This is a genomic window from Legionella hackeliae (assembly GCF_000953655.1).
Taxonomy (GTDB): domain Bacteria; phylum Pseudomonadota; class Gammaproteobacteria; order Legionellales; family Legionellaceae; genus Tatlockia; species Tatlockia hackeliae.
This window is the reverse complement of sequence record NZ_LN681225.1, coordinates 1,070,340-1,088,355: the sequence shown is the minus strand read 5'-3', so window position 1 is coordinate 1,088,355 and position 18,016 is coordinate 1,070,340. Positions and strand designations below refer to the sequence as shown.

Here is an 18,016-nt window from a genome sequence, read left to right as displayed (position 1 = left end):
TTAAGTCTGATTAATGTTTAAATCAGCTTTATATGTTGAAGCTGGGGGTTACCAAATTCATATTAAAAGATGATTGGGGTAAACAGGATGCATTAAAAGATTTTTTTTTTACTAAACCATCTTTAAGAGTAAAATTAGACAGTTTGTAGGTTCGATTACTTTAAGTAGCAATAAGGTTTAAAGTTCTCATACAAACTCCTTACCAGTTTGCGCTGGATATGGGAAAACCCTATTTGGCGTAGTGCTCCGGAAATTGCGCTGCGAGACAAAAATTTCCAAAAGAGAAAAATCCTTAGATGATCTTGCCTTCTAGGAATTAAGTTACCCAGGTTGAGCATTATTCACTCGAACATTATTATTATCATCTTTTATAACCTTGGCTGCCGCGCTAATTGAACCCGCTGAATAAAAAATGTACCTGGTGCAACAGAAGAGGTTTGGCTAATTGGTTCAATGTCTATAGAAAACTCTTCCTTCTTCTGAAGTACCGCACTCTGGGATAAGTACCCTGTTAACCCTCCCAGTTCTGCTAAATTCTCACGTAAATAGGCGCGATTAGTTGGATCTTTATCTTCAGCATACAAGGAGTAGTAAAAGGCCAGTACATCATTCGCTGATGATTTTTCCAGTAATTTGGAGGCTGCAGTTGGATCAAAATGCGATATACACCATCGTTCATAAGCTGCCTTACCAAATTTCTCATGAGTTAAGAACTCTTCAATCAAATAATCCCAATGAAATTCCGCCCTAGGGTGCAATCGAAATCCGCAATGATAGTGAAAAAGTAGAGATTCGTAACCTATATCGACCTTAATATTCCCATTGGTTTTAAAGTAGCTTGAAAAACTATGTCTAAACTTAGATTCAACTGATTAGTGCAACTTTTGTATATAAAAAAGACAGAAGAAGTTAGTAAACTTCCTATTGTTTTAATACAGGAGTTGCACTAATCAGTTGAATCTAAGTTGCAGAATCCCCTACCCATATTCTCAAAAGAAATCCTTCGAAACTATTATCTTTAAAAATGCTAATAAATGGAGGGCTCTATTTCCTTATACTTTAATTTGGTCAGAATAAGCAAACAGACCCCCAAAACAAGGTACAGCCTCCTCATAAAAAGCATCCCATCGGATGCCGACGATGAAAATGCGATTTACTATCGTTAATTCCCTGTATTTGTCATAGTCAAAGACTCTTAAAGCAAACCACCAATACCATGCCTTTCTACGATATTGAGTAATTTAAGTATTGCGCCATGAGCATGCCTCTTTCCTTGTTCTAATCCACGGATCATTGCGGGGCTAACATTAAGATATTTAGCAAATACAGATTGACTTAATTTTTGTTTTTTTCGTAACTGCTGTATTTCCTCTCCAGTAAATTCATGTAAAACAGGCAAATCTTGATCAGTAAGATTTCTTAATGTTTTTTTATCAATAATTTCAGCTTTGTAAAGACCTTGCGCAAGATCATTAATTGTATCTTGTATATTAGACATTTTTATTTACCTCACACAGTTCACCTAAACTAATTAACTTATTTATTTGGTCATCAGTAAGTCCGAGCATGATATCAGCCAATTGTTTCAATTTTTTAAGCTCGGAAGTTGTAACATTTCCTTTGTCATTCTTGGCAAATAAATGTAGCCAATAAATTCCATTATCTTTCTTAAAAGCTAAGATACTTCTTGAGCCTCCGCTTTTACCTCGCCCTTCATTAGTTGCAATTCTTAATTTATAGAGTCCAGCCCCTAATGAGTATTTTAATTGCTCATCCCTGCTTAACTTAATAAAACCATCTAAAGTTTCGATAAGGATTTCATCCTTTAATCCAGCTTTTTTTGCTTCATTATTAAATTTTTTTATTTTTAAGTGTTTCATGAATGCAAACCAATTTATAATACTATGTATTATAATACACCGTATTATATATTTCCAGAGTAAATATAATGGGAGTTTAACTACCGCACTAAGAGATTACGACATTATCAAAATTGCTTCGATGAAAGGTCAGTATCCTTAGGAGGATCTATTTGAGGATCAGATAATTTTTTGCGCCTAAACTGCTTGTGTATACTAATATCAAGTAAATGCCCATAATATTCCATTTCTTTAAAGTTATCCTTTCCTTGAGCAACACGAGAAGATTTATGGTATTTTTCTAACCAATCACTAAATTCATTAGTTCCTTCTAAAGCTGCTGTTACACACCCATAAGCGGTGGCTACTACAGCACAATTACGCGAGCTAATATCCTTTGATGGTGCATGATAATTAGTGAGAGCATCAGTTAAAGATAGTTGCCCAGCTAATCGGATTATTTTACCCGTTGCCTCCACTAAGTCTTTTTTACTTTTTTGTTGAAAAACAACTTGTTGCAATTTATCTATTGCCTTGTCGAGTTTACATATATAAAGATATGGAGATTCAATCTTGTGTTTGTTAAATCTGCCAGCAATGTTATTAAACATCTTAAACATGATATTTCACTCGAGTAAGTTTTTTTAAAGTATAGAATAGATCGCGTCGATTGGGGTTGAATTACAGAAACGGGGCAAGCAAGAATTGCATTCCAATATAGTCTATGTTGGGTATTGGCAAGACTACAAATTTGAAGGCAAATTAAAGAAAGAATGTACGTTATCTCCAACCAGATCAGCTTTATCTATGATAAGAATGCTAAAATAATGTGCTAAATTAATTAAGACCTGAACCCAAGTTCGTTTTTTGCCCCGTTTCTGTAATTCAACCCAACGTAAAACGCAACTTACGCCTCTTAAAAAGGTTATCCAAAAGACTGCCGAAAACGTTGCTGTATCGTACTCGGTTTTATCGATAACAGCCGACAATGGCAGCGAATTCGCCAAACATGGGGAAATAGCCGAGCAGTTAAATACTGATTTTTTCTTTGCACACCCTTATTCATGCTGGGAACTCGGGCTCAATGAAAATACCAATTACAATATTTAAAAAAGGCGCTAGCTTTGAAACAGTCACAGACAACAACAACTAATAACAATTATGAATAAAATCAACGACATACCAAGAAAAACATTAGGCTTTAAAAAACCAGCTATGTTATTTTTGTCCCAAACTAATGATGAAAAGAGTACGGTTGCATTAACAAGTTGAATCCACGGAACAATAATCGTTATTAAGTTTGATTATCACAGTAATCAGACCTAATAGGTAATTTTGCACTTTCATCCCCCTTCCTATTGCGTGGGAATCCGCAATGAGAAGATATGCTTGAATGTCCTATAAAAATTAATTCGAATCAATTGCCTGTCAACAGCGTTCGAAAGGAATAGAATTAATCATATGGAAAGGGTTTCAGGAATAAGGAGCCTTCTTTATAATCTTTGGCTGATGGAATTCCATCAACAGCTGTATAAGCATAAAGAGGTTCCCTACCAATATAATCACTAAAAATAGTTAATTGATTAATTATCGTTTCTCCGTACCACTCCTTCCATTTGAGTTGAATTCGTTTTTCATAATTCACACAGTTATTTCTCTTGTCGCAAAATTTTGCTCTTAAAGTGTGAATACCTGAGCCCCCATCTCCATTATAAGTATAGAAAGAATGGGTTGCTGTAGCTCCAACAGCCATCCCTTGATAACCAAATTGATCAAGTAACTTTGTGGTAGCCTTAGCAACATCAGCACTAAAAGATAAATTTGTAGATACTATTGACGACTTCCCCTTTGGTGAGGGACCTGTCAACCAAACCCTTTCACTTAATACAGTCATTGCATGGACTTGCGAGGCAATCATCATACAAAAAAGCAGTTTCTTCATTTGATATCTATTTTTTGAGCTAAGTTAATAACGGATTGAGTGATTTCATCTGAGTGTTTTATATTTGCACATTCAAGACTTCTGAAATAACTAGAATCAAACCATTCAACTGTGTACAAAAATCCTGATGTATCTGTGCCCTTTACCTCTAAAGTAGTAATTTTTTCATTCACATCATAGCGAACACTATCCTCAGCTATTTTTGCAGAAGCATGAGAAAGTTTGATGTTATTTTCCATGTATACACATGTACCAATAGAATCTTTAATAAAAAATTGATTTACTCCATTCCATCCATCGTTGTAACCGCCATTGGCTGAAAAACCAAGATTTTTAGTTATCTCAGACATGGGAATAGGAATAAAGTCATACCCGAGTTTTATTTGAGATATACTTCTTTTTAATCGTGAACTTGCAGAATTATGATCTTTATCTGAAACAACTAATTTTATATCTACTGTTTCATTCATTTGCAGCATTTGTTTAGGAATATCCGTTTCTTCTTTATAAAATCCAAATTTCTTTTGTTCAGCTAAGTTCCTTCTGCCTGTTTCAACCATATCTTTGGGTATATTTAATGCACTTCGAGGAACAATTACAGCGCCACCATCAGGAGAGAAGCCCTGGCTAACTAAATTCTCTTTAACTGACGCCTCAATTTCTGGAGGAATTCCAGCTTGTGCTTTAATTACAATTAAGCTTAAAAACAACACTATTTTTTTCATACATCCCACCATCCATCATAAATTGCACAATCAGAAACCGATTCCCATTGAACTAAAATTTCTTTATCATTTTTATAGAGATAATGATAGCCAATCACAATGTAATCACCTCCATAGGACTCCGTTGAATGAAGTGCTGCATGCCTCCATGTTAAAGCTTTTCCAGTTTGCAGGCGGTGATAATCTTTTTTTCCACTTCTTCCATGTGGGTAATGATCACTAATTACTCTGCCTTTAAAGTTATGGCCAGCCCACCATGAAATACTTTCATTAAATCCCACACAATTTGCCCTGCTGTGATGTGTTAATCCATCAAATCCAGCATGAGCTGTACTTAATACACTTAGCAATAATATAAATTTTTTCATTTCCATATCGTTAAAACAAAGAAGGACGTGGATAATATCCAAAAAAGAAATTAAAAAACTATTTGATTTTTAATAGCTTTTTTTCTATTCTATTAGTTGATAATTTTTACAATGATCTAGTTTATCTAAATCATTTGTTTCATTAAATAAGGTGAGAGGAAGAGCAAGAATGAACTTTAAGGCTTTGGCACATACCTCATTAATTCAATGTATCTTTTTTGCATCTATTTTTTTGGGATTCCTATTAGATCCGCTAATTGGTATTTGGCTAGCAGGTTTCTATTTTTTTATAATCGGTTCATTTTTTATATATCGATTTTTTAGAGAACTCCATAAAATATAATAATTATAACGTCTGAGTTTAGGATTAATCAGACTTAGCATGCGAATGGTTAACCACAGAACTATTTTATTTCGAACTGAATTTTATCAATATATTTTAAAAGTAATCCTGCCTGTAAGATTATAAGTTCGCATTCAGCTTCATTTATATCACCGTCATTATGTTTAGTATGATTATTAAATAACTTATCCAGTGCATCAAAAAACTTATGAGAAATAGATTTTATTTCATTTGGCTTGCTAAGTGATTTTAATTTTTGATCTAATTCTTTTATATTGCTCTCTAATCCCTTTTGATTATTAAAAACCTCTCTTAATTGCTCCTCTAATGTCCTTCTAACGCTTTCAGCTGACTTAATATAAGATTCAGAGCTTCGTTGAGAGTACAATTTTAAAGCAGTTATAAAGTGTGAGTGGGCATTTTTATTTAGAAATTTTAATACCTTGATAACAATTTCTTCATCCAAATATTTAGAGCCAGATGGCATTATAAAATAATCATTTTTTGAATTTACAAAAAGTAAGTCAAGTGTAGAGTTTATGAAAATCTCTTTAATTTCTTTATACAGGTTTTCTTTAACAAGATTTCTTTTGTTTCCATGAAAGTCATAACTAAAATTACAATAAAATAAGGATTCCAATTTAAAAAGATAAACATGAAAATTTTTTTCTTCTGTTATGCATTCAAAAATATTATTCCCATATTTTCCGCCCGGGCCATATTTAAAAGTTACAGAATAACCAAATTGGTTACAATAATTTCTTGTCTGCTCTTCGGATAGCTTCATGTCGATATTTTCTAAAGAATTTTTTATACCATTTTTTAAAAATTCAGTAGCTTCATCTCCTAGCATTGAATATTCAATACCAAAGCGGTTAAAAAATTGTTCTCTACGCCCTTTAAATTCCATACTTATTCTCTTTCACCTAAGATACCGTCTTAAGATACCTTTCAAATTCATGATCTAAAGCTATTTTAAAAAAGTCATTTAAACTTGAGCATCCCATTTCCTTTGCCATAAGTGTTGCTTTTTCATGTCGTTCTGGACCGATCCTTACATTAAGAGAACCTTTAAAAGGTTTTTCTGGTTCAATGCCCCTATCTTTACAACTTATAAGATAGTCTTCAACTGCCTCTTTAAAAGCTTTATCAATTTCTTTTGCTGTTTCACCTTCATAGCTAATCAATGAATTTATAAATTCCAATTTTCCATAAAAAATTAAGTCTTCTGAGTCAAACTCAATGGAGCCATAGTAGCCTTTATGCTTTAACATATTTTTCATAATAAGCCCTCCTTCTTTAACTGAGCTAAAATTTGCTTAATTTGGTAGCCCTTTAGTTCGGGATTTGGATGTGGTTTGTGTAGCATGATGTCACCATATTGAGTATGAATGAATTTAACTCTTGAACCGCTTGTTTTCCCAGAATTATATTCTTCGAATCCCATGCTCTTTAGCAAAACCCTCAATTCATCCCACGTGAAATCTTTAGGCTTGCTTAAAAAGCGCTGACGTAATTTATCAATTTTTGTCATTTATTTGCAACCATTTTTAGTTGCAATTAGTATAGTAAAATTTTACGACATTTGCAACTAAAGTTAGTTGCAAATGTACTTTGGCATAAGGTTTTTATTTAATTGATCAATAGACAAACGGTTAAAAACACATTTTATGATCGAGATTTTCTGAGTTTAGAATAACAATATTATCGTTATCTTGATAACATATAAATAAATTGCATATCGATCCCTCAATTTCTTGAGAGAAAATGTTTAGTCTTTCTTTTGTTCTTAGTCCAAATAATACAAAACCCTTTTCTTCTATTTCTGATATTAGTTCGGTTAGCCTAGTTGAGGCTTTAATTTGTTCACCAATGTCAAAATCACTCCATAACTCACCCCAATCTTTTATTTCCTGAATAGCATTAGCAACGAATTCCGCATCATTTGTGTTTTTAGGTATTTCATAATCTATTTTATAGGCTATTGAATTTATGAATGTTTCAATAATCATTTTTCCACTATACAGCCTAATTAAATATTGCTCTTCTCCATTAACATTTTGTGGAAATCTTTGAATACTTTTTTTTCCAATCAAAACCCAAGTTTTTACTCCAAAAACAGCCGCTAATGCATTAAGGGTTTCTTGGCTACAAGTTCCATCTTTCTCCACTCTCATTATGGTTCTTTGATTGCAACCACAATAGTGAGCTAATTGCTCTTGAGTAAATCCTTGTTTAAGCCTCAATTGTTTTATAATGTTTTTATCAATTTTCATTTTTTTCTCAACTTATTGGAGTCGGAACAATTTAACAAGAATTTAACCACTCCATCCTGACACTTTTCAGACATTTATATGACAGGCAATAAAAAAAGAGGAAACCTTCATATAAATAATTCTTCAATTGTTGATTGCATCTCATCCTGACTAGGCTTTGCATAACGAAAAATTTCCTTAATTGAAACATTGCCGCTCAATTCCTGAGCAAAATGTACTCCATGTTTATACGTGACTTTTTTTAAAAATGTATGCCTCAGTTTATGTGGAGTAAATTCAAATTTCTCATTCTCGGGCAAAAACGCCAAAGCCTGTTTTAAAACTCGCTGACATATTCTATAAACATCTAACGTTTGCAAGCGTGTTCCATAGCGCGTAATAAATAATGGTTCTTCTTCATGAGCTTGTCTTTTTTCAAGATATTGATCCAAATACGCCCTACTCTCTTGTGATAATGGAATTTTTTGGCTAATGCGTTTTGACTTGTGACGCATCACATCGCACAAACCCTTTTGCCGATATTGTCTAACATTCAAAGAAACCACTTCGGACTCACGAAGACCCGTTCCAAGTAACAAATAAAAAAGTGCTGTTTCCATTAATGGGTTTTGATTTTTGCGAGTACAGCTTTTGATACGTTGCTCACAAGCAGACTTTAGTCTCATTAATTGACGCGAAGTTAGTCCGTTCCAATCCGGTGCATCAGTTTGCAAATCTTTAACTTGCGTTAAAGGGTCGCCTGCTAATAAAGGACGTTGTTGATGAAGCCATCTACCAACATGGCGAATTGTTGCCATCGTTCTATTAATAGAAGTCGCTTTGTAAGGTTTGCCCGTTTTCTCAGAAATTGTTTTACATAAATGCTTTTGAAAATGTTTGCTGACAGCCGGCGTCCAACTATCCACCAAATCATGCCCTACTTCCATTTGAAAGAAATTTATAAATTTACTTAAGTCTTTCATCTTTGCTTGTTCAGTTTTCTCAGGGGCACCTTTAACATGCACTGAGTAATAATAAGTCAACCACGCAGAAAGTGAATTGGTGTCAAAATGAACATCCAACGGGTGGAAAATCTTATCTATCACAAACTTTCGATTTTTCGAATTTTGCTCGTCCAGGAAATTCATAGGGTCTCATTTTTATTTTTTCCCCATTATACCTTCTTTGTGATGGATAAGGTACGTTATCTAGCTCAAATATCAATAACATTAATTCATATATATTTCCCTGCCATTTATTATTTAATTAAAGTGTAAAATGCTATCGAAGGAGAAATATGAGCGATGAAATTATTCATTGATTAACCTCAGTAGGAGGAGAAACAATTTTTCATAGAACAAAATAGTAATTCAGTTAATAAATCAATAAGTTATTAAAATCAACCACCATTATTATGAGAATCTTCTACAAAGAATACTGTTAGGAAGTGGTCTCTTCCAATTCTAGATTAGGTTATTTACTATGATATAAAAATGTTTTGTTCTCTTTATAGAAGATCTAGATGCAAAATATCAAAAGAAATGTTGAAAACATCGATCAACTAATATTTTCTGATCGCGTAATGTTATTAAATAAGAATTTATTATTAAGCATCCCAGCTAATTTTTCATGTATCGTATTAGTATATTTAGGCATTCATCAAGTAGTAAATCAAAAAAGCCTATTGATTTGGTTTATGACCGCATAATCAGTTTTTGTTTTGCATGGCGCACTCTTTTTATTTAATTTTTATCGCCCCTTTTCATTAAAGTCCTATTTAAAAGCAATAATAAGTCTAGTAATTATTTATGGTGTGCTCTGGGGGACAGCAGGTTCGGTACTTATACCTTATGGGCTTCTATTAAACCAAATGCTCGTTATCATTATTATTGTTGGAGTAACCGCTGGTGGCCTACATATCCTACAGCCAAATTTTTTAGTGAGTATAGTATTTTTTTCATTAACCACCTTCCCACTCAGTTTTTGGCTATTTTATCAAAATGGGATTATCTACTGGTTACTGGGAACCGCCATGATAATTTATTTTTGTTTTTTATTCATTGTGTCTTGGATGGGTTATAGGTTACTGAATAAAAATTTTAAATTACGTTACGAGAATTATAATTTAATTAATAAATTATTAGAAATGAATAACTCTTTAGAAGAAAGTGAGTCTAGGTTTCGTTGTGCATTCAATTCTGCTGCTATTGGTATGGCTATAGTCTCTTTAGAAGGGCGATGGCTAAAAGTAAATGAATCACTGTCGCAGATTGTTGGGTACTCAGAAAAAGAATTATTACAAACTGATTTTCAATCTATTACTTATCCAGAAGATCTAGATCTAGATTTAAGTTATGTACGACAATTATTAGACGGTCAAATAAAATTTTATCATATGGAAAAACGCTACATTCATAAAAATGGTAGCATTATATGGATTTTACTAAGCGGCGCTTTAATTCGAAACAATGAAAACGAGCCCCTATATTTTATCGCACAAATTCAGAATATTGATGGCCAAAAAAGAGCGGAGCAAGAACTCATCCATATCGCACATCATGATATTTTAACAGGATTGGGAAATAGAAAAAAATTAGAAATATCTTTTGATCATGCTTTAGCCTATGCAAAACGCCACCAAAAGAAAATTGCCATTATGTTTATGGATCTTGACCATTTTAAAAAAATAAATGACAAATTAGGGCATGATATAGGAGATCTTTTACTCATAGAAATTGCTCAAATATTAAAATCATCTCTTCGATCAACTGATATACTTGCCCGATTTGGAGGAGATGAATTCATTATTGTTCTTACTGAGCTAAGTGATGTAGGTTTAGTTATAGAAATTGCAAAAAAAATTCTTAATACCATAGAAAAACCTATAATAATTAAACAACAACGAATTTCAATTACAAGTAGCATTGGTATAAGCTTATACCCAGATGATGGTAATAACCTAAATACTTTGATCAAAAAAGCCGATGAAGCTTTGTATTATGTGAAAACCACGGGAAGAAATAACTTTCGATTATCTAGTTTCTAACTGTAATGGAAAAATGTGCTCCCCTAGTCATTACTTTTTTTGTTTTGATAAGCAAAGATAAAGTTCTGATCACACTGAAAATGTTATTATACAGTAGCTTCAATGTTTAATAACGATAATATCGTACAACAAAATTTGGGTAAATAAGTGCCTAAAGCTAGTTTTTCATAATCAAAGATTACTAATTTCGCAGTACACTAACGAAATATTTATACAAAAATAACATCTTAGCTTTTGAGAATTTTATCAAAAAAACAATCACTTCTATTGAAACATTAGAATCCATTAAAGCACTGATTAGACAATATAGGCTTAATAATTTTATTCACCACAGTGTCATTATTCTGCCATGTAATTCATGGTAAGAATGTAATAATTCATGAACATTGTACCTTGGGATTGAAGGATTATAATGTGCGGTAGATGAGAATGGTAATTTAATAACCGTTCCACATAAAGGTAAATTAATCATTGAAGATTATGTCCAAATTCAAGCCGGTACTAATATTAGTCGAGGTTATACGGAGATACCTCAATTGGTGCTTATACAAAAATTGCAGCTCAATATCATATTGCTCATGAAGTAAAGACTGGCAGAAAACTCTAATTAACAATATTCCTTTTTCAATTTGCTATAACTTATACTTTTAAAAAGAAGGCGAATTTAACCCCAGATATCTAAAGGAAGTAAATTAATTACTTTAACAACTTTGGAAAAATTATTTCGGTTAATTTGAAAACGATAGCAATTAATAGATGCATACCTATTAGGGAACACATGATAACTAAAAAAGTATTTATTTCACCTAAAAACAGTACTGATTTATATAAGGGCCAGAATTTTGAAAAGGTAAACACGGTCAAAAGAATACAAGAAAAAATAATTGTGTACATTTTATGATTTCTCATCATTGAAGCGATTAGTGAAAAAGCAAAGGCGAACACCACATTACATAAAAAACTAAAATATAAAAAAAAGGTCCACCAGCCTCTCATGTCACTATTATCGTACTGAAACAACAAAGATAATATATCCCCAAGCATCAAACTATAACTGATTAAGAACAAGTCCCTGAGAAACACCTCTATTTTGTCAATTTTGGATTCATCCACCTTTTCCGAAGGGGCAGCATATTCTGACCAATACACCATAATCAAAATTAATGATAAACCAAATAAAAAAGCTTCAAATGAAAATTTATGCGAATCTAGTTGCATTGAAAATGTTGCGCCTAAATAAGCCAGAAGAATTAACCATGAGTATCTATTTAAGATTTTAAAATACATTAGAAATTCCTCTTTAACTTTAGGCATGTAAAATTTACATTCAAAAAAATGCAGCTATAAGGATATTTATACATACTATTTAGCTAAGCTGGCTACTGTACTCGATAGATACTAATATTTCTAATTTATGATATTGGAAGAGACTATTGATTTGGAGCACATTGAATGAATCTCATGTATCCACTCCTTCACTAATTATAAAAGTCTTAGCTCTGATATATCCTTTTATAATTTTTTTCTCAACTCTTTTGAATGCAGCTTCGCTATTCAATTCGCTCTGCTCGAAAGGAATACCTTTTAAACGCTGTAATTTCAATTTTTCGTAAGGAATCAGAAGCACCCAATAGACAGTAGATTTGATCGTCTAACCAAGCTTTTTCATTCGGTAGTTGCTCATTAGATATAATTGACCACCAACACTTGGGTAAAGTTCCTGTACCATCGGACCAACGATAATTCCTTGATTTTAATAAATCCTTTTTATCAAATGCTGCATTCTCGGCGCACAACAAGATTTCTTTCGCTTTCACCTTTGATTTTAATTCCTCAAAAGCACCCTGCTCCTGCAATAAAAGATTGAGTGTTGCCCAACAATCGACAATTGCCCTGTGACCTTCATAGAAATAGCCCAACTTAAAATTAAGGTATTCTAATTTGCTGCTTCATAGCCTCGATTGCGCCAATCAATATCCTGAAGAGTGCAGCCAAAATGTCTTTTCTCGACCAATTTACCAACATGTTCTGGGGTTTGTAATTCTAAAAAATTGCGATCAAATCGGCTGTTATGGCAAATAATTAAATGGGATTGCTTTAGCATTTGATACACCGTGTCCCGGTCAATGGCTTTGCCTTTTACATCCTCATTGGTAATACCTGTTATTCTGGTAATCTCTTCAGGAATTAACTTATTCGGGTCATTTAAATCATTGTAAGAACCAATGACTTCAACAATACCATCGCCTGTTGAAAAGGAAAACGATAACAGACCAATTTCAAGAATCTCATGATTTTTAGCATCCATACCCATGGTTTCAAGATCAATAATGGTTGCCATAAATAAATTTTGATCTTGATATGACTCACGTTTAAATTAATTAGGAATACGCTTCAGAACTTTGTAATCAGGATGATTGAGAATGTTATCCAATATTGTGTCATTCATATCATTTCTTAGGTGGCTATGGCGTTGGGTGGTATGCGAAATTGAATTTATTTTACAACAAGTTATTCTTTTTATACATAAATTCCCTTCCCACTCGGTGGCTTCATTCACTGTTATTAAGACTCAAACACGCTTATAGAAGCTCTTAACTTCGCATAATAGGGTTTAGTTCAAAGCCCTTTTTCATTACAATTGACTTCTTTTTTTAACGACAAGTAGTATGTCAATGCAATTTCGATGGGCATTAATCGATATTGAAACCACCGGTTTAAAAGTTACCCGCGATGAAATCATTGAAATTGCCCTCATTATTTTAAGTGAAAAAGGCATTGAAAAAACGTGGGCTACGTTGGTTAACCCTCAAACCACCATTCCTGAAGAAATTACCAGAATAACAGGCATTACCCAGCAAGAAATAATAAGCGCCCTTCCTTTTGAAGCCATTGCTTCAGATTTATTTGATTTACTGAATGGTTGTATTTTGGTGGCACATAACGCCCGATTTGATTATGGCTTTCTAAAAAATGCCTTTAAACGCTGTGGCTATCGATACCAGACGAAAGTGCTTTGTACTCTAAAACTCGCAAGAAGTTGTTATCCCCTCCTTCCCCATCACGATTTAAGCTCGCTACTCTTGCATTTAAATTTACCTCACGAGCAACGACACCGTGCAGCAAGTGATGTGCAACTCCTTTATGCCTTTTTACAACGAGCAATGGACGAGTTTTCACCGTCAAAGCTCTTAGAAAAAGCAAAGGCCATTTATAACGAATCCAGTAAACCCTCTAAACTCATAACCGATTTAAATACCATTCCTTCTCAACCGGGTGTTTATCTTTTTTACACAGATAAAAACGACTTACCCATTTATATTGGGAAGAGTATTAATCTAAAGCAGCGAGTTCTTTCCCATTTTCAAGCCGATTATAGCGATGAAAAGGAATTTAAAATGGCTCAACAAGTTCACCGCGTGGAATACATTGAAACAGCCGGTGAATTAAGCGCACTCTTACTTGAATCAAAACTGGTGAAAGAAAAACTGCCTTTATTTAATCGCAAGCTTCGCAGAAAGAAAAATTTAGTGGGATTAAAAATAACCACCAAGGATTCCTACAATCAGTTACTGATTACAACAAACCCTATCGAAGTCGACCATGACGATTGTGTGGCCTCTTTCAGTACCGTGACTGCCGCCAAATCAACACTTCGCTCTTTAGTCAAAGAACATGTTCTTTGTGCAAAACTTTGCGACCTTGAAAAATCCAATTCATCCTGCTTTGCCTATCACCTTCGCCGTTGTCATGGCGCTTGCGTGGCGGAAGAGGAGCCTCACCGCTATAATGAAAGACTTGCTCATGCCCTGCAACAATTTAGTTACTTTGCATGGCCCTATCAAGGCCCCATTGCCATCGAAGAGCGCTCCAATTTTACGAACTATTTGGTCTTTAATCACTGGTGTTTTTTAGGGGAGACGTCCTCAAAAGAGGAACTCTTCAATCTTGCCAACAAAAAAGAGTCTCAGCGGATAGACCGCGATACCTATAAAATTTTAAATGCGTTTTTAAAAGACCCTAGTAATCAATTAAAAATCATCGACTTATCTAATCGTCTAAACTTATAGAAAAACCATTTTAAAAGGAGAGTTAGAATGAGACCTAAGGATTATCATGTTTTACCCAATGAGAGCATGGGTGGTTGGGATGTAAAACGAGAAAATGCCGAACGTGCTACTCGTCATTTTGAAACCCAAAAGGAAGCGATTCTTGCGGCTCGTAAATTTAGTCGTGACGAAGGAACGGAATTATTCATTCACGGTAAAGACGGTGCCATTTTAAGTAAAGACAGTTATGGCAACGACCCCTTCCCACCCAAAGGTTAATCGTTTAAAAAATATTTTTAAGTTTTTTTTCTGATTAATCTGGCTACTTAAATGGGGTTGGTAAGGAATAGACAGTTTGGGCTATTTACAATCGATATATTGCCTTCTATGATTTGATTAATGTCACAATAATTAGAATAACGAGGGCAGTATGAGTCGTGGTGGAAAAAGGCTTGGAGCAGGACGCCCCATGGGTAGCAACAAATATGGCGAGGCAACAAAAACCATTCGCGTTCCAATATCTCGCATTGAGGAAATTAAAGACTATTTATTAGAATCTAAAGGCCTACCTCTTTATAGCTCTAAAGTCCGAGCAGGCTTTCCCTCCCCGGCCGATGATTATATCGAATCTTACCTCGATTTAAACGACCATTTAATTAAACACCCTGCTTCAACCTTTTTTTTAATTGCAGCAGGCGATTCGATGACTGATGCAGGCATTCAATCAGGGGACATGCTTATTGTTGATAAAAGCATTGAACCTACCCATGGAAAAATTGTGATTGCAGCCCTTGATGGCGAGCTCACCGTAAAAACACTTTCCACAGTAGACGGCAAAGTTAAACTTATGCCAGGCAATAAAGCCTACAAGCCGATTGATATTACTGACTCACAGGATTTAGTCATTTGGGGTGTGGTTACCCATGTCATTCACCAGGCAGGCTAAACATGTACGCACTCATTGATTGCAATAATTTTTACGCCAGTTGTGAGCGTCTATTTCGGCCTGATTTACGCACCCTCCCTATTATCGTTTTAAGTAACAACGACGGTTGTGTGGTGGCACGTTCGAATGAAGCCAAGGCACTTGGCATAAAAATGGGCGTCCCCTACTTCGAAGTTAAAGGTCTTTGCCAAGAACACAACGTCCAGGTGTTTTCATCCAATTACACCCTGTATGGGGATTTATCCCATCGGGTGATGACAGTCATTGAAGCCAATTGGCCAGACACGGAAATTTATTCCATCGATGAAGCGTTTTTAAATTTAAAAACTTTAGCTGAAGACAAAATTGATACTTTTTGTACAGACCTTCAAAAAACCATTTTCCGGTATACGGGCATTCCCGTATCCATTGGCATTGGTCGCACCAAAACGCTAGCTAAAGTAGCCAATCATGTAGCCAAAAAGAAACTAAAAATTCCCGTGTTTAATGTGACTAACCAAGAAGAGCGCTGGCTTTCCCATATGGAAGTCGATGACATTTGGGGTGTGGGTCGCCAGTGGTATAAAAAGCTCATTTGCTTTGGGGTGACCAATGCACTTGAGCTTTCAAAATTAAATCCTCGATTTGTAAAAGACCGCTTTAATGTAGTGTTGCAGCGCACGGTCTTAGAACTCACAGGAAAACCTTGTTTGGAGTTAGAGGAAATTGCGCCAAAACAATCGATTATGTCTTCGTGTTCATTTGGCGGTCTACAATCTGATTTTGGATTTATTCAAGAAGCCATTAGTCATCATTGCGGAACTGCCTGGGCTAAAATGCGACGCCAAGGACTCATTACCCAACATTTGTCCGTCTTTGTTCGCTCAAATCCCTTTCGTGAGGATTTAGCGCAATACTCCAATTCAATCGGATTTCGACTGGTCAATCCCACAGATGATGTGAGATATCTCACCACGGCCGCCAAACATTGTTTAAAAAAAATTTATCGCAAAGGCATTCAGTACCATAAATGCGGCGTGTTAATGGCAGATTTAATTGATAAGCAATACCGGCAAATGGATTTATTCCATCAACCCACAGATGAGGACATGATTGAAACTGAAAAAGTGATGAAATTGATTGATTGTATCAATCAAAAATATGGCCCGAGAACCATGCGGCTGGCCGCCGAAGGGTTTAGAAAATCCTGGTCAATGAAGCGACAATTAAAGTCACCGCATTACACCACTCGATGGTCAGAGCTTCCTTTGGCGTTTTTAAAATGAGTAATTAGTGACTTATTTTAAAAACTTTACATGGCGACTATTAAATTTTTGGCAAATAGGAGGCCACCACCTCGCTAATCTCTTTTTCAAGCGAGGTGCTTTGGTGAATCTCAGCCTTCATCTCTACATTAACAGCAGCGACTTTTTTTAGGTAAATAAGAAGCAATCTCCGCACTAATCACTTTATTGAGCTGGGTAACATCCCGAATGCCATCTTTTGCTACAGTATCATTAATGGCAAAAAATCGACAAGAGACTAAAAGCCCTGCGGCTGGCTTCGCAGGCTCTTTAGCTTGGTCTTTTCGCTCATCGACTGCCGCATTCCATCGAATGAGATGAATAGGCTGGTTCGTAGTCCAGAAAAAAGCACTTTGAAAATCTCCAACAACACTGTCAGTCCATAATTCACCATAATGACCACTCCATTCGTTAGAAATATTATATTTTTGGTTTTACCCTGTTTTTATTTACTGCAGTTGAAATCCGTAATATCAACGCTAGTATCTTTAGGTACAGCAACGATTCTAAGCTCGTTAGAATAAGGCAATACTCTAGCCGCTATTGTTGAAAATTGTCCTGAGAACATTCGCTACAGCAGCATCGCATTTTCTTATAACTTAGGAAATGCTTTATTTGGTGGCAGTACGCCATTGATTGTTACTTTACTCACAGAAAATATGGGCCTTATCACGCCCGCTTAATATCTAATTTTTATGGCAGTGATGACTTTGATTGCCGCTACAACATTACTCAGCAATAACCAGTTTTTGGGACCTATTCGCAATTCTACGCGTTCTAGAATGCAAATGAATTTGCGATAAAACCAACGTAGAGCAGGATTACACCGAACATCAAGCCAAATAAGCTAAACAAAAAAGGGATTTCTTGAATGTATTGTGATAAAAGTGCTTTCCATTGCTTGACAAAAATGACTCGGAAAACCCCAATCAAAAGCATACTTGCTCCAATTAAAGTAATGATTAAGGTCCATCCTAACTCAAAACTATTGGCGAACATTAAAGATAAACTGCCGAAGATAGTGGGAAGAACTCCACCCATGATGTAACCTGAATCTGATTTCACCATGTGTTTCGCCATATCGCGAGCATCCTCTAGATTAAATAAAATACCTAAAGAAAGTACTACTGATACCAATCCAAACCAGCGAGCAAATATTAAATAGGTCATATTACCAATCCATAGTAATTACTTGTTATT

General features: G+C 34.8%; 20 protein-coding genes and 1 pseudogene. 5 read left to right on the top strand and 16 right to left on the bottom strand.

Features of this window, described 5'->3' with window-relative positions; translation table 11 throughout:
* Positions 1-368: 368 nt before the first annotated feature.
* From LHA_RS05000 to LHA_RS04940, 12 genes are all read right to left on the bottom strand, one after another.
* Positions 369-758 carry a hypothetical protein gene (locus tag LHA_RS05000; RefSeq protein WP_058393141.1) on the bottom strand — a complete coding sequence of 130 codons (390 nt, stop codon included), beginning with the start codon at positions 756-758 and terminating at the stop codon, positions 369-371.
* Between the two features lie 437 nt (positions 759-1,195).
* Positions 1,196-1,498 carry a helix-turn-helix domain-containing protein gene (locus tag LHA_RS04995; RefSeq protein WP_045105560.1) on the bottom strand — a complete coding sequence of 101 codons (303 nt, stop codon included), beginning with the start codon at positions 1,496-1,498 and terminating at the stop codon, positions 1,196-1,198.
* Entirely contained in the window at positions 1,491-1,880 is a 390-nt protein-coding gene (locus LHA_RS04990; protein WP_045105559.1) for a type II toxin-antitoxin system RelE/ParE family toxin, read from the bottom strand. Before LHA_RS04990 ends, LHA_RS04995 begins: the two co-directional genes overlap by 8 nt.
* A gap of 107 nt (positions 1,881-1,987) precedes the next feature.
* Entirely contained in the window at positions 1,988-2,479 is a 492-nt protein-coding gene (locus LHA_RS04985; RefSeq protein WP_045105558.1) for a hypothetical protein, read from the bottom strand.
* Positions 2,480-3,312: 833 nt separating this feature from the next.
* Positions 3,313-3,801, bottom strand: coding sequence for a hypothetical protein (locus LHA_RS04975; RefSeq protein WP_045105556.1), 489 nt, complete (start codon positions 3,799-3,801; stop codon positions 3,313-3,315).
* Complete coding sequence (locus tag LHA_RS04970; protein ID WP_045105555.1) at positions 3,798-4,526, bottom strand: hypothetical protein; 729 nt, start codon at positions 4,524-4,526, stop codon at positions 3,798-3,800. Before LHA_RS04970 ends, LHA_RS04975 begins: the two co-directional genes overlap by 4 nt.
* Positions 4,523-4,894, bottom strand: a complete 372-nt coding sequence (locus LHA_RS04965) for a hypothetical protein (protein ID WP_231861980.1) — start codon at positions 4,892-4,894, stop codon at positions 4,523-4,525. The genes LHA_RS04970 and LHA_RS04965 overlap by 4 nt, the downstream gene beginning before the upstream one ends.
* Positions 4,895-5,298: 404 nt before the next feature.
* A complete protein-coding gene (locus tag LHA_RS04960; protein WP_045105553.1) occupies positions 5,299-6,147 on the bottom strand; it encodes a hypothetical protein in 849 nt (282 codons plus the stop codon).
* Positions 6,148-6,163: 16 nt separating this feature from the next.
* Complete coding sequence (locus LHA_RS04955; RefSeq protein ID WP_045105552.1) at positions 6,164-6,520, bottom strand: type II toxin-antitoxin system HicB family antitoxin; 357 nt, start codon at positions 6,518-6,520, stop codon at positions 6,164-6,166.
* Positions 6,517-6,771 (bottom strand): type II toxin-antitoxin system HicA family toxin, encoded by a 255-nt coding sequence (locus LHA_RS04950; RefSeq protein ID WP_045105551.1) that lies wholly within the window; start codon positions 6,769-6,771, stop codon positions 6,517-6,519. Before LHA_RS04950 ends, LHA_RS04955 begins: the two co-directional genes overlap by 4 nt.
* 121 nt (positions 6,772-6,892) lie before the next feature.
* Positions 6,893-7,513, bottom strand: a complete 621-nt coding sequence (locus LHA_RS04945; RefSeq protein ID WP_045105550.1) for a helix-turn-helix domain-containing protein — start codon at positions 7,511-7,513, stop codon at positions 6,893-6,895.
* 107 nt (positions 7,514-7,620) lie between these two features.
* On the bottom strand, positions 7,621-8,640 hold the full coding sequence (locus tag LHA_RS04940) for a tyrosine-type recombinase/integrase (protein WP_045105549.1): 1,020 nt from the start codon (positions 8,638-8,640) through the stop codon (positions 7,621-7,623).
* Between the two features lie 374 nt (positions 8,641-9,014).
* Here LHA_RS04940 and LHA_RS16500 point away from each other — a divergent pair.
* Positions 9,015-10,538, top strand: a pseudogene (locus LHA_RS16500) (diguanylate cyclase domain-containing protein).
* A gap of 696 nt (positions 10,539-11,234) precedes the next feature.
* On the opposite strand, the gene LHA_RS04925 reads toward LHA_RS16500, so the two are convergent.
* From LHA_RS04925 to LHA_RS17255, 3 genes are all read right to left on the bottom strand, one after another.
* Positions 11,235-11,852, bottom strand: coding sequence for a hypothetical protein (locus LHA_RS04925; protein ID WP_156413540.1), 618 nt, complete (start codon positions 11,850-11,852; stop codon positions 11,235-11,237).
* 236 nt (positions 11,853-12,088) lie between these two features.
* A complete protein-coding gene (locus tag LHA_RS17260; protein ID WP_231861978.1) occupies positions 12,089-12,457 on the bottom strand; it encodes a hypothetical protein in 369 nt (122 codons plus the stop codon).
* Positions 12,458-12,474: 17 nt separating this feature from the next.
* Entirely contained in the window at positions 12,475-12,879 is a 405-nt protein-coding gene (locus LHA_RS17255) for an exonuclease domain-containing protein (RefSeq protein ID WP_231861977.1), read from the bottom strand.
* Positions 12,880-13,207: 328 nt separating this feature from the next.
* Between LHA_RS17255 and LHA_RS04915 the strand changes: the two genes are divergently transcribed.
* From LHA_RS04915 to LHA_RS04900, 4 genes are all read left to right on the top strand, one after another.
* Positions 13,208-14,608, top strand: a complete 1,401-nt coding sequence (locus tag LHA_RS04915) for a 3'-5' exonuclease family protein (protein ID WP_065238327.1) — start codon at positions 13,208-13,210, stop codon at positions 14,606-14,608.
* Positions 14,609-14,635: 27 nt separating this feature from the next.
* On the top strand, positions 14,636-14,866 hold the full coding sequence (locus LHA_RS04910; protein WP_045105545.1) for a DUF2188 domain-containing protein: 231 nt from the start codon (positions 14,636-14,638) through the stop codon (positions 14,864-14,866).
* A gap of 151 nt (positions 14,867-15,017) precedes the next feature.
* On the top strand, positions 15,018-15,533 hold the full coding sequence (locus tag LHA_RS04905; protein WP_045105544.1) for a LexA family protein: 516 nt from the start codon (positions 15,018-15,020) through the stop codon (positions 15,531-15,533).
* Positions 15,534-15,535: 2 nt separating this feature from the next.
* The gene (locus tag LHA_RS04900; RefSeq protein ID WP_045105543.1) at positions 15,536-16,798 is read left to right on the top strand and encodes a Y-family DNA polymerase; all 1,263 of its coding nucleotides are present in this window, start codon (positions 15,536-15,538) and stop codon (positions 16,796-16,798) included.
* Positions 16,799-17,593: 795 nt separating this feature from the next.
* Here LHA_RS04900 and LHA_RS04895 read toward each other — a convergent pair.
* Positions 17,594-17,986 (bottom strand): hypothetical protein, encoded by a 393-nt coding sequence (locus LHA_RS04895; RefSeq protein ID WP_045105542.1) that lies wholly within the window; start codon positions 17,984-17,986, stop codon positions 17,594-17,596.
* Positions 17,987-18,016: the final 30 nt, after the last annotated feature.

Excerpts from the sequence above, each read along its gene's own strand:
- LHA_RS04985 (WP_045105558.1), bottom strand. The coding sequence starts at position 2,479 with ATGTTTAAGATGTTTAATAACATTGCTGGCAGATTTAACAAACACAAG.
- LHA_RS04950 (WP_045105551.1), bottom strand. The coding sequence starts at position 6,771 with ATGACAAAAATTGATAAATTACGTCAGCGCTTTTTAAGCAAGCCTAAA.
- LHA_RS04915 (WP_065238327.1), top strand. The coding sequence starts at position 13,208 with ATGTCAATGCAATTTCGATGGGCATTAATCGATATTGAAACCACCGGT.
- LHA_RS04895 (WP_045105542.1), bottom strand. The coding sequence starts at position 17,986 with ATGACCTATTTAATATTTGCTCGCTGGTTTGGATTGGTATCAGTAGTA.
- LHA_RS04965 (WP_231861980.1), bottom strand. The coding sequence starts at position 4,894 with ATGAAAAAATTTATATTATTGCTAAGTGTATTAAGTACAGCTCATGCT.
- LHA_RS04910 (WP_045105545.1), top strand. The coding sequence starts at position 14,636 with ATGAGACCTAAGGATTATCATGTTTTACCCAATGAGAGCATGGGTGGT.
- LHA_RS04955 (WP_045105552.1), bottom strand. The coding sequence starts at position 6,520 with ATGAAAAATATGTTAAAGCATAAAGGCTACTATGGCTCCATTGAGTTT.
- LHA_RS17255 (WP_231861977.1), bottom strand. The coding sequence starts at position 12,879 with ATGGCAACCATTATTGATCTTGAAACCATGGGTATGGATGCTAAAAAT.
- LHA_RS04990 (WP_045105559.1), bottom strand. The coding sequence starts at position 1,880 with ATGAAACACTTAAAAATAAAAAAATTTAATAATGAAGCAAAAAAAGCT.
- LHA_RS04900 (WP_045105543.1), top strand. The coding sequence starts at position 15,536 with ATGTACGCACTCATTGATTGCAATAATTTTTACGCCAGTTGTGAGCGT.
- LHA_RS04975 (WP_045105556.1), bottom strand. The coding sequence starts at position 3,801 with ATGAAGAAACTGCTTTTTTGTATGATGATTGCCTCGCAAGTCCATGCA.
- LHA_RS04960 (WP_045105553.1), bottom strand. The coding sequence starts at position 6,147 with ATGGAATTTAAAGGGCGTAGAGAACAATTTTTTAACCGCTTTGGTATT.
- LHA_RS04925 (WP_156413540.1), bottom strand. The coding sequence starts at position 11,852 with ATGCCTAAAGTTAAAGAGGAATTTCTAATGTATTTTAAAATCTTAAAT.
- LHA_RS04970 (WP_045105555.1), bottom strand. The coding sequence starts at position 4,526 with ATGAAAAAAATAGTGTTGTTTTTAAGCTTAATTGTAATTAAAGCACAA.
- LHA_RS04905 (WP_045105544.1), top strand. The coding sequence starts at position 15,018 with ATGAGTCGTGGTGGAAAAAGGCTTGGAGCAGGACGCCCCATGGGTAGC.
- LHA_RS04995 (WP_045105560.1), bottom strand. The coding sequence starts at position 1,498 with ATGTCTAATATACAAGATACAATTAATGATCTTGCGCAAGGTCTTTAC.
- LHA_RS04940 (WP_045105549.1), bottom strand. The coding sequence starts at position 8,640 with ATGAATTTCCTGGACGAGCAAAATTCGAAAAATCGAAAGTTTGTGATA.
- LHA_RS04945 (WP_045105550.1), bottom strand. The coding sequence starts at position 7,513 with ATGAAAATTGATAAAAACATTATAAAACAATTGAGGCTTAAACAAGGA.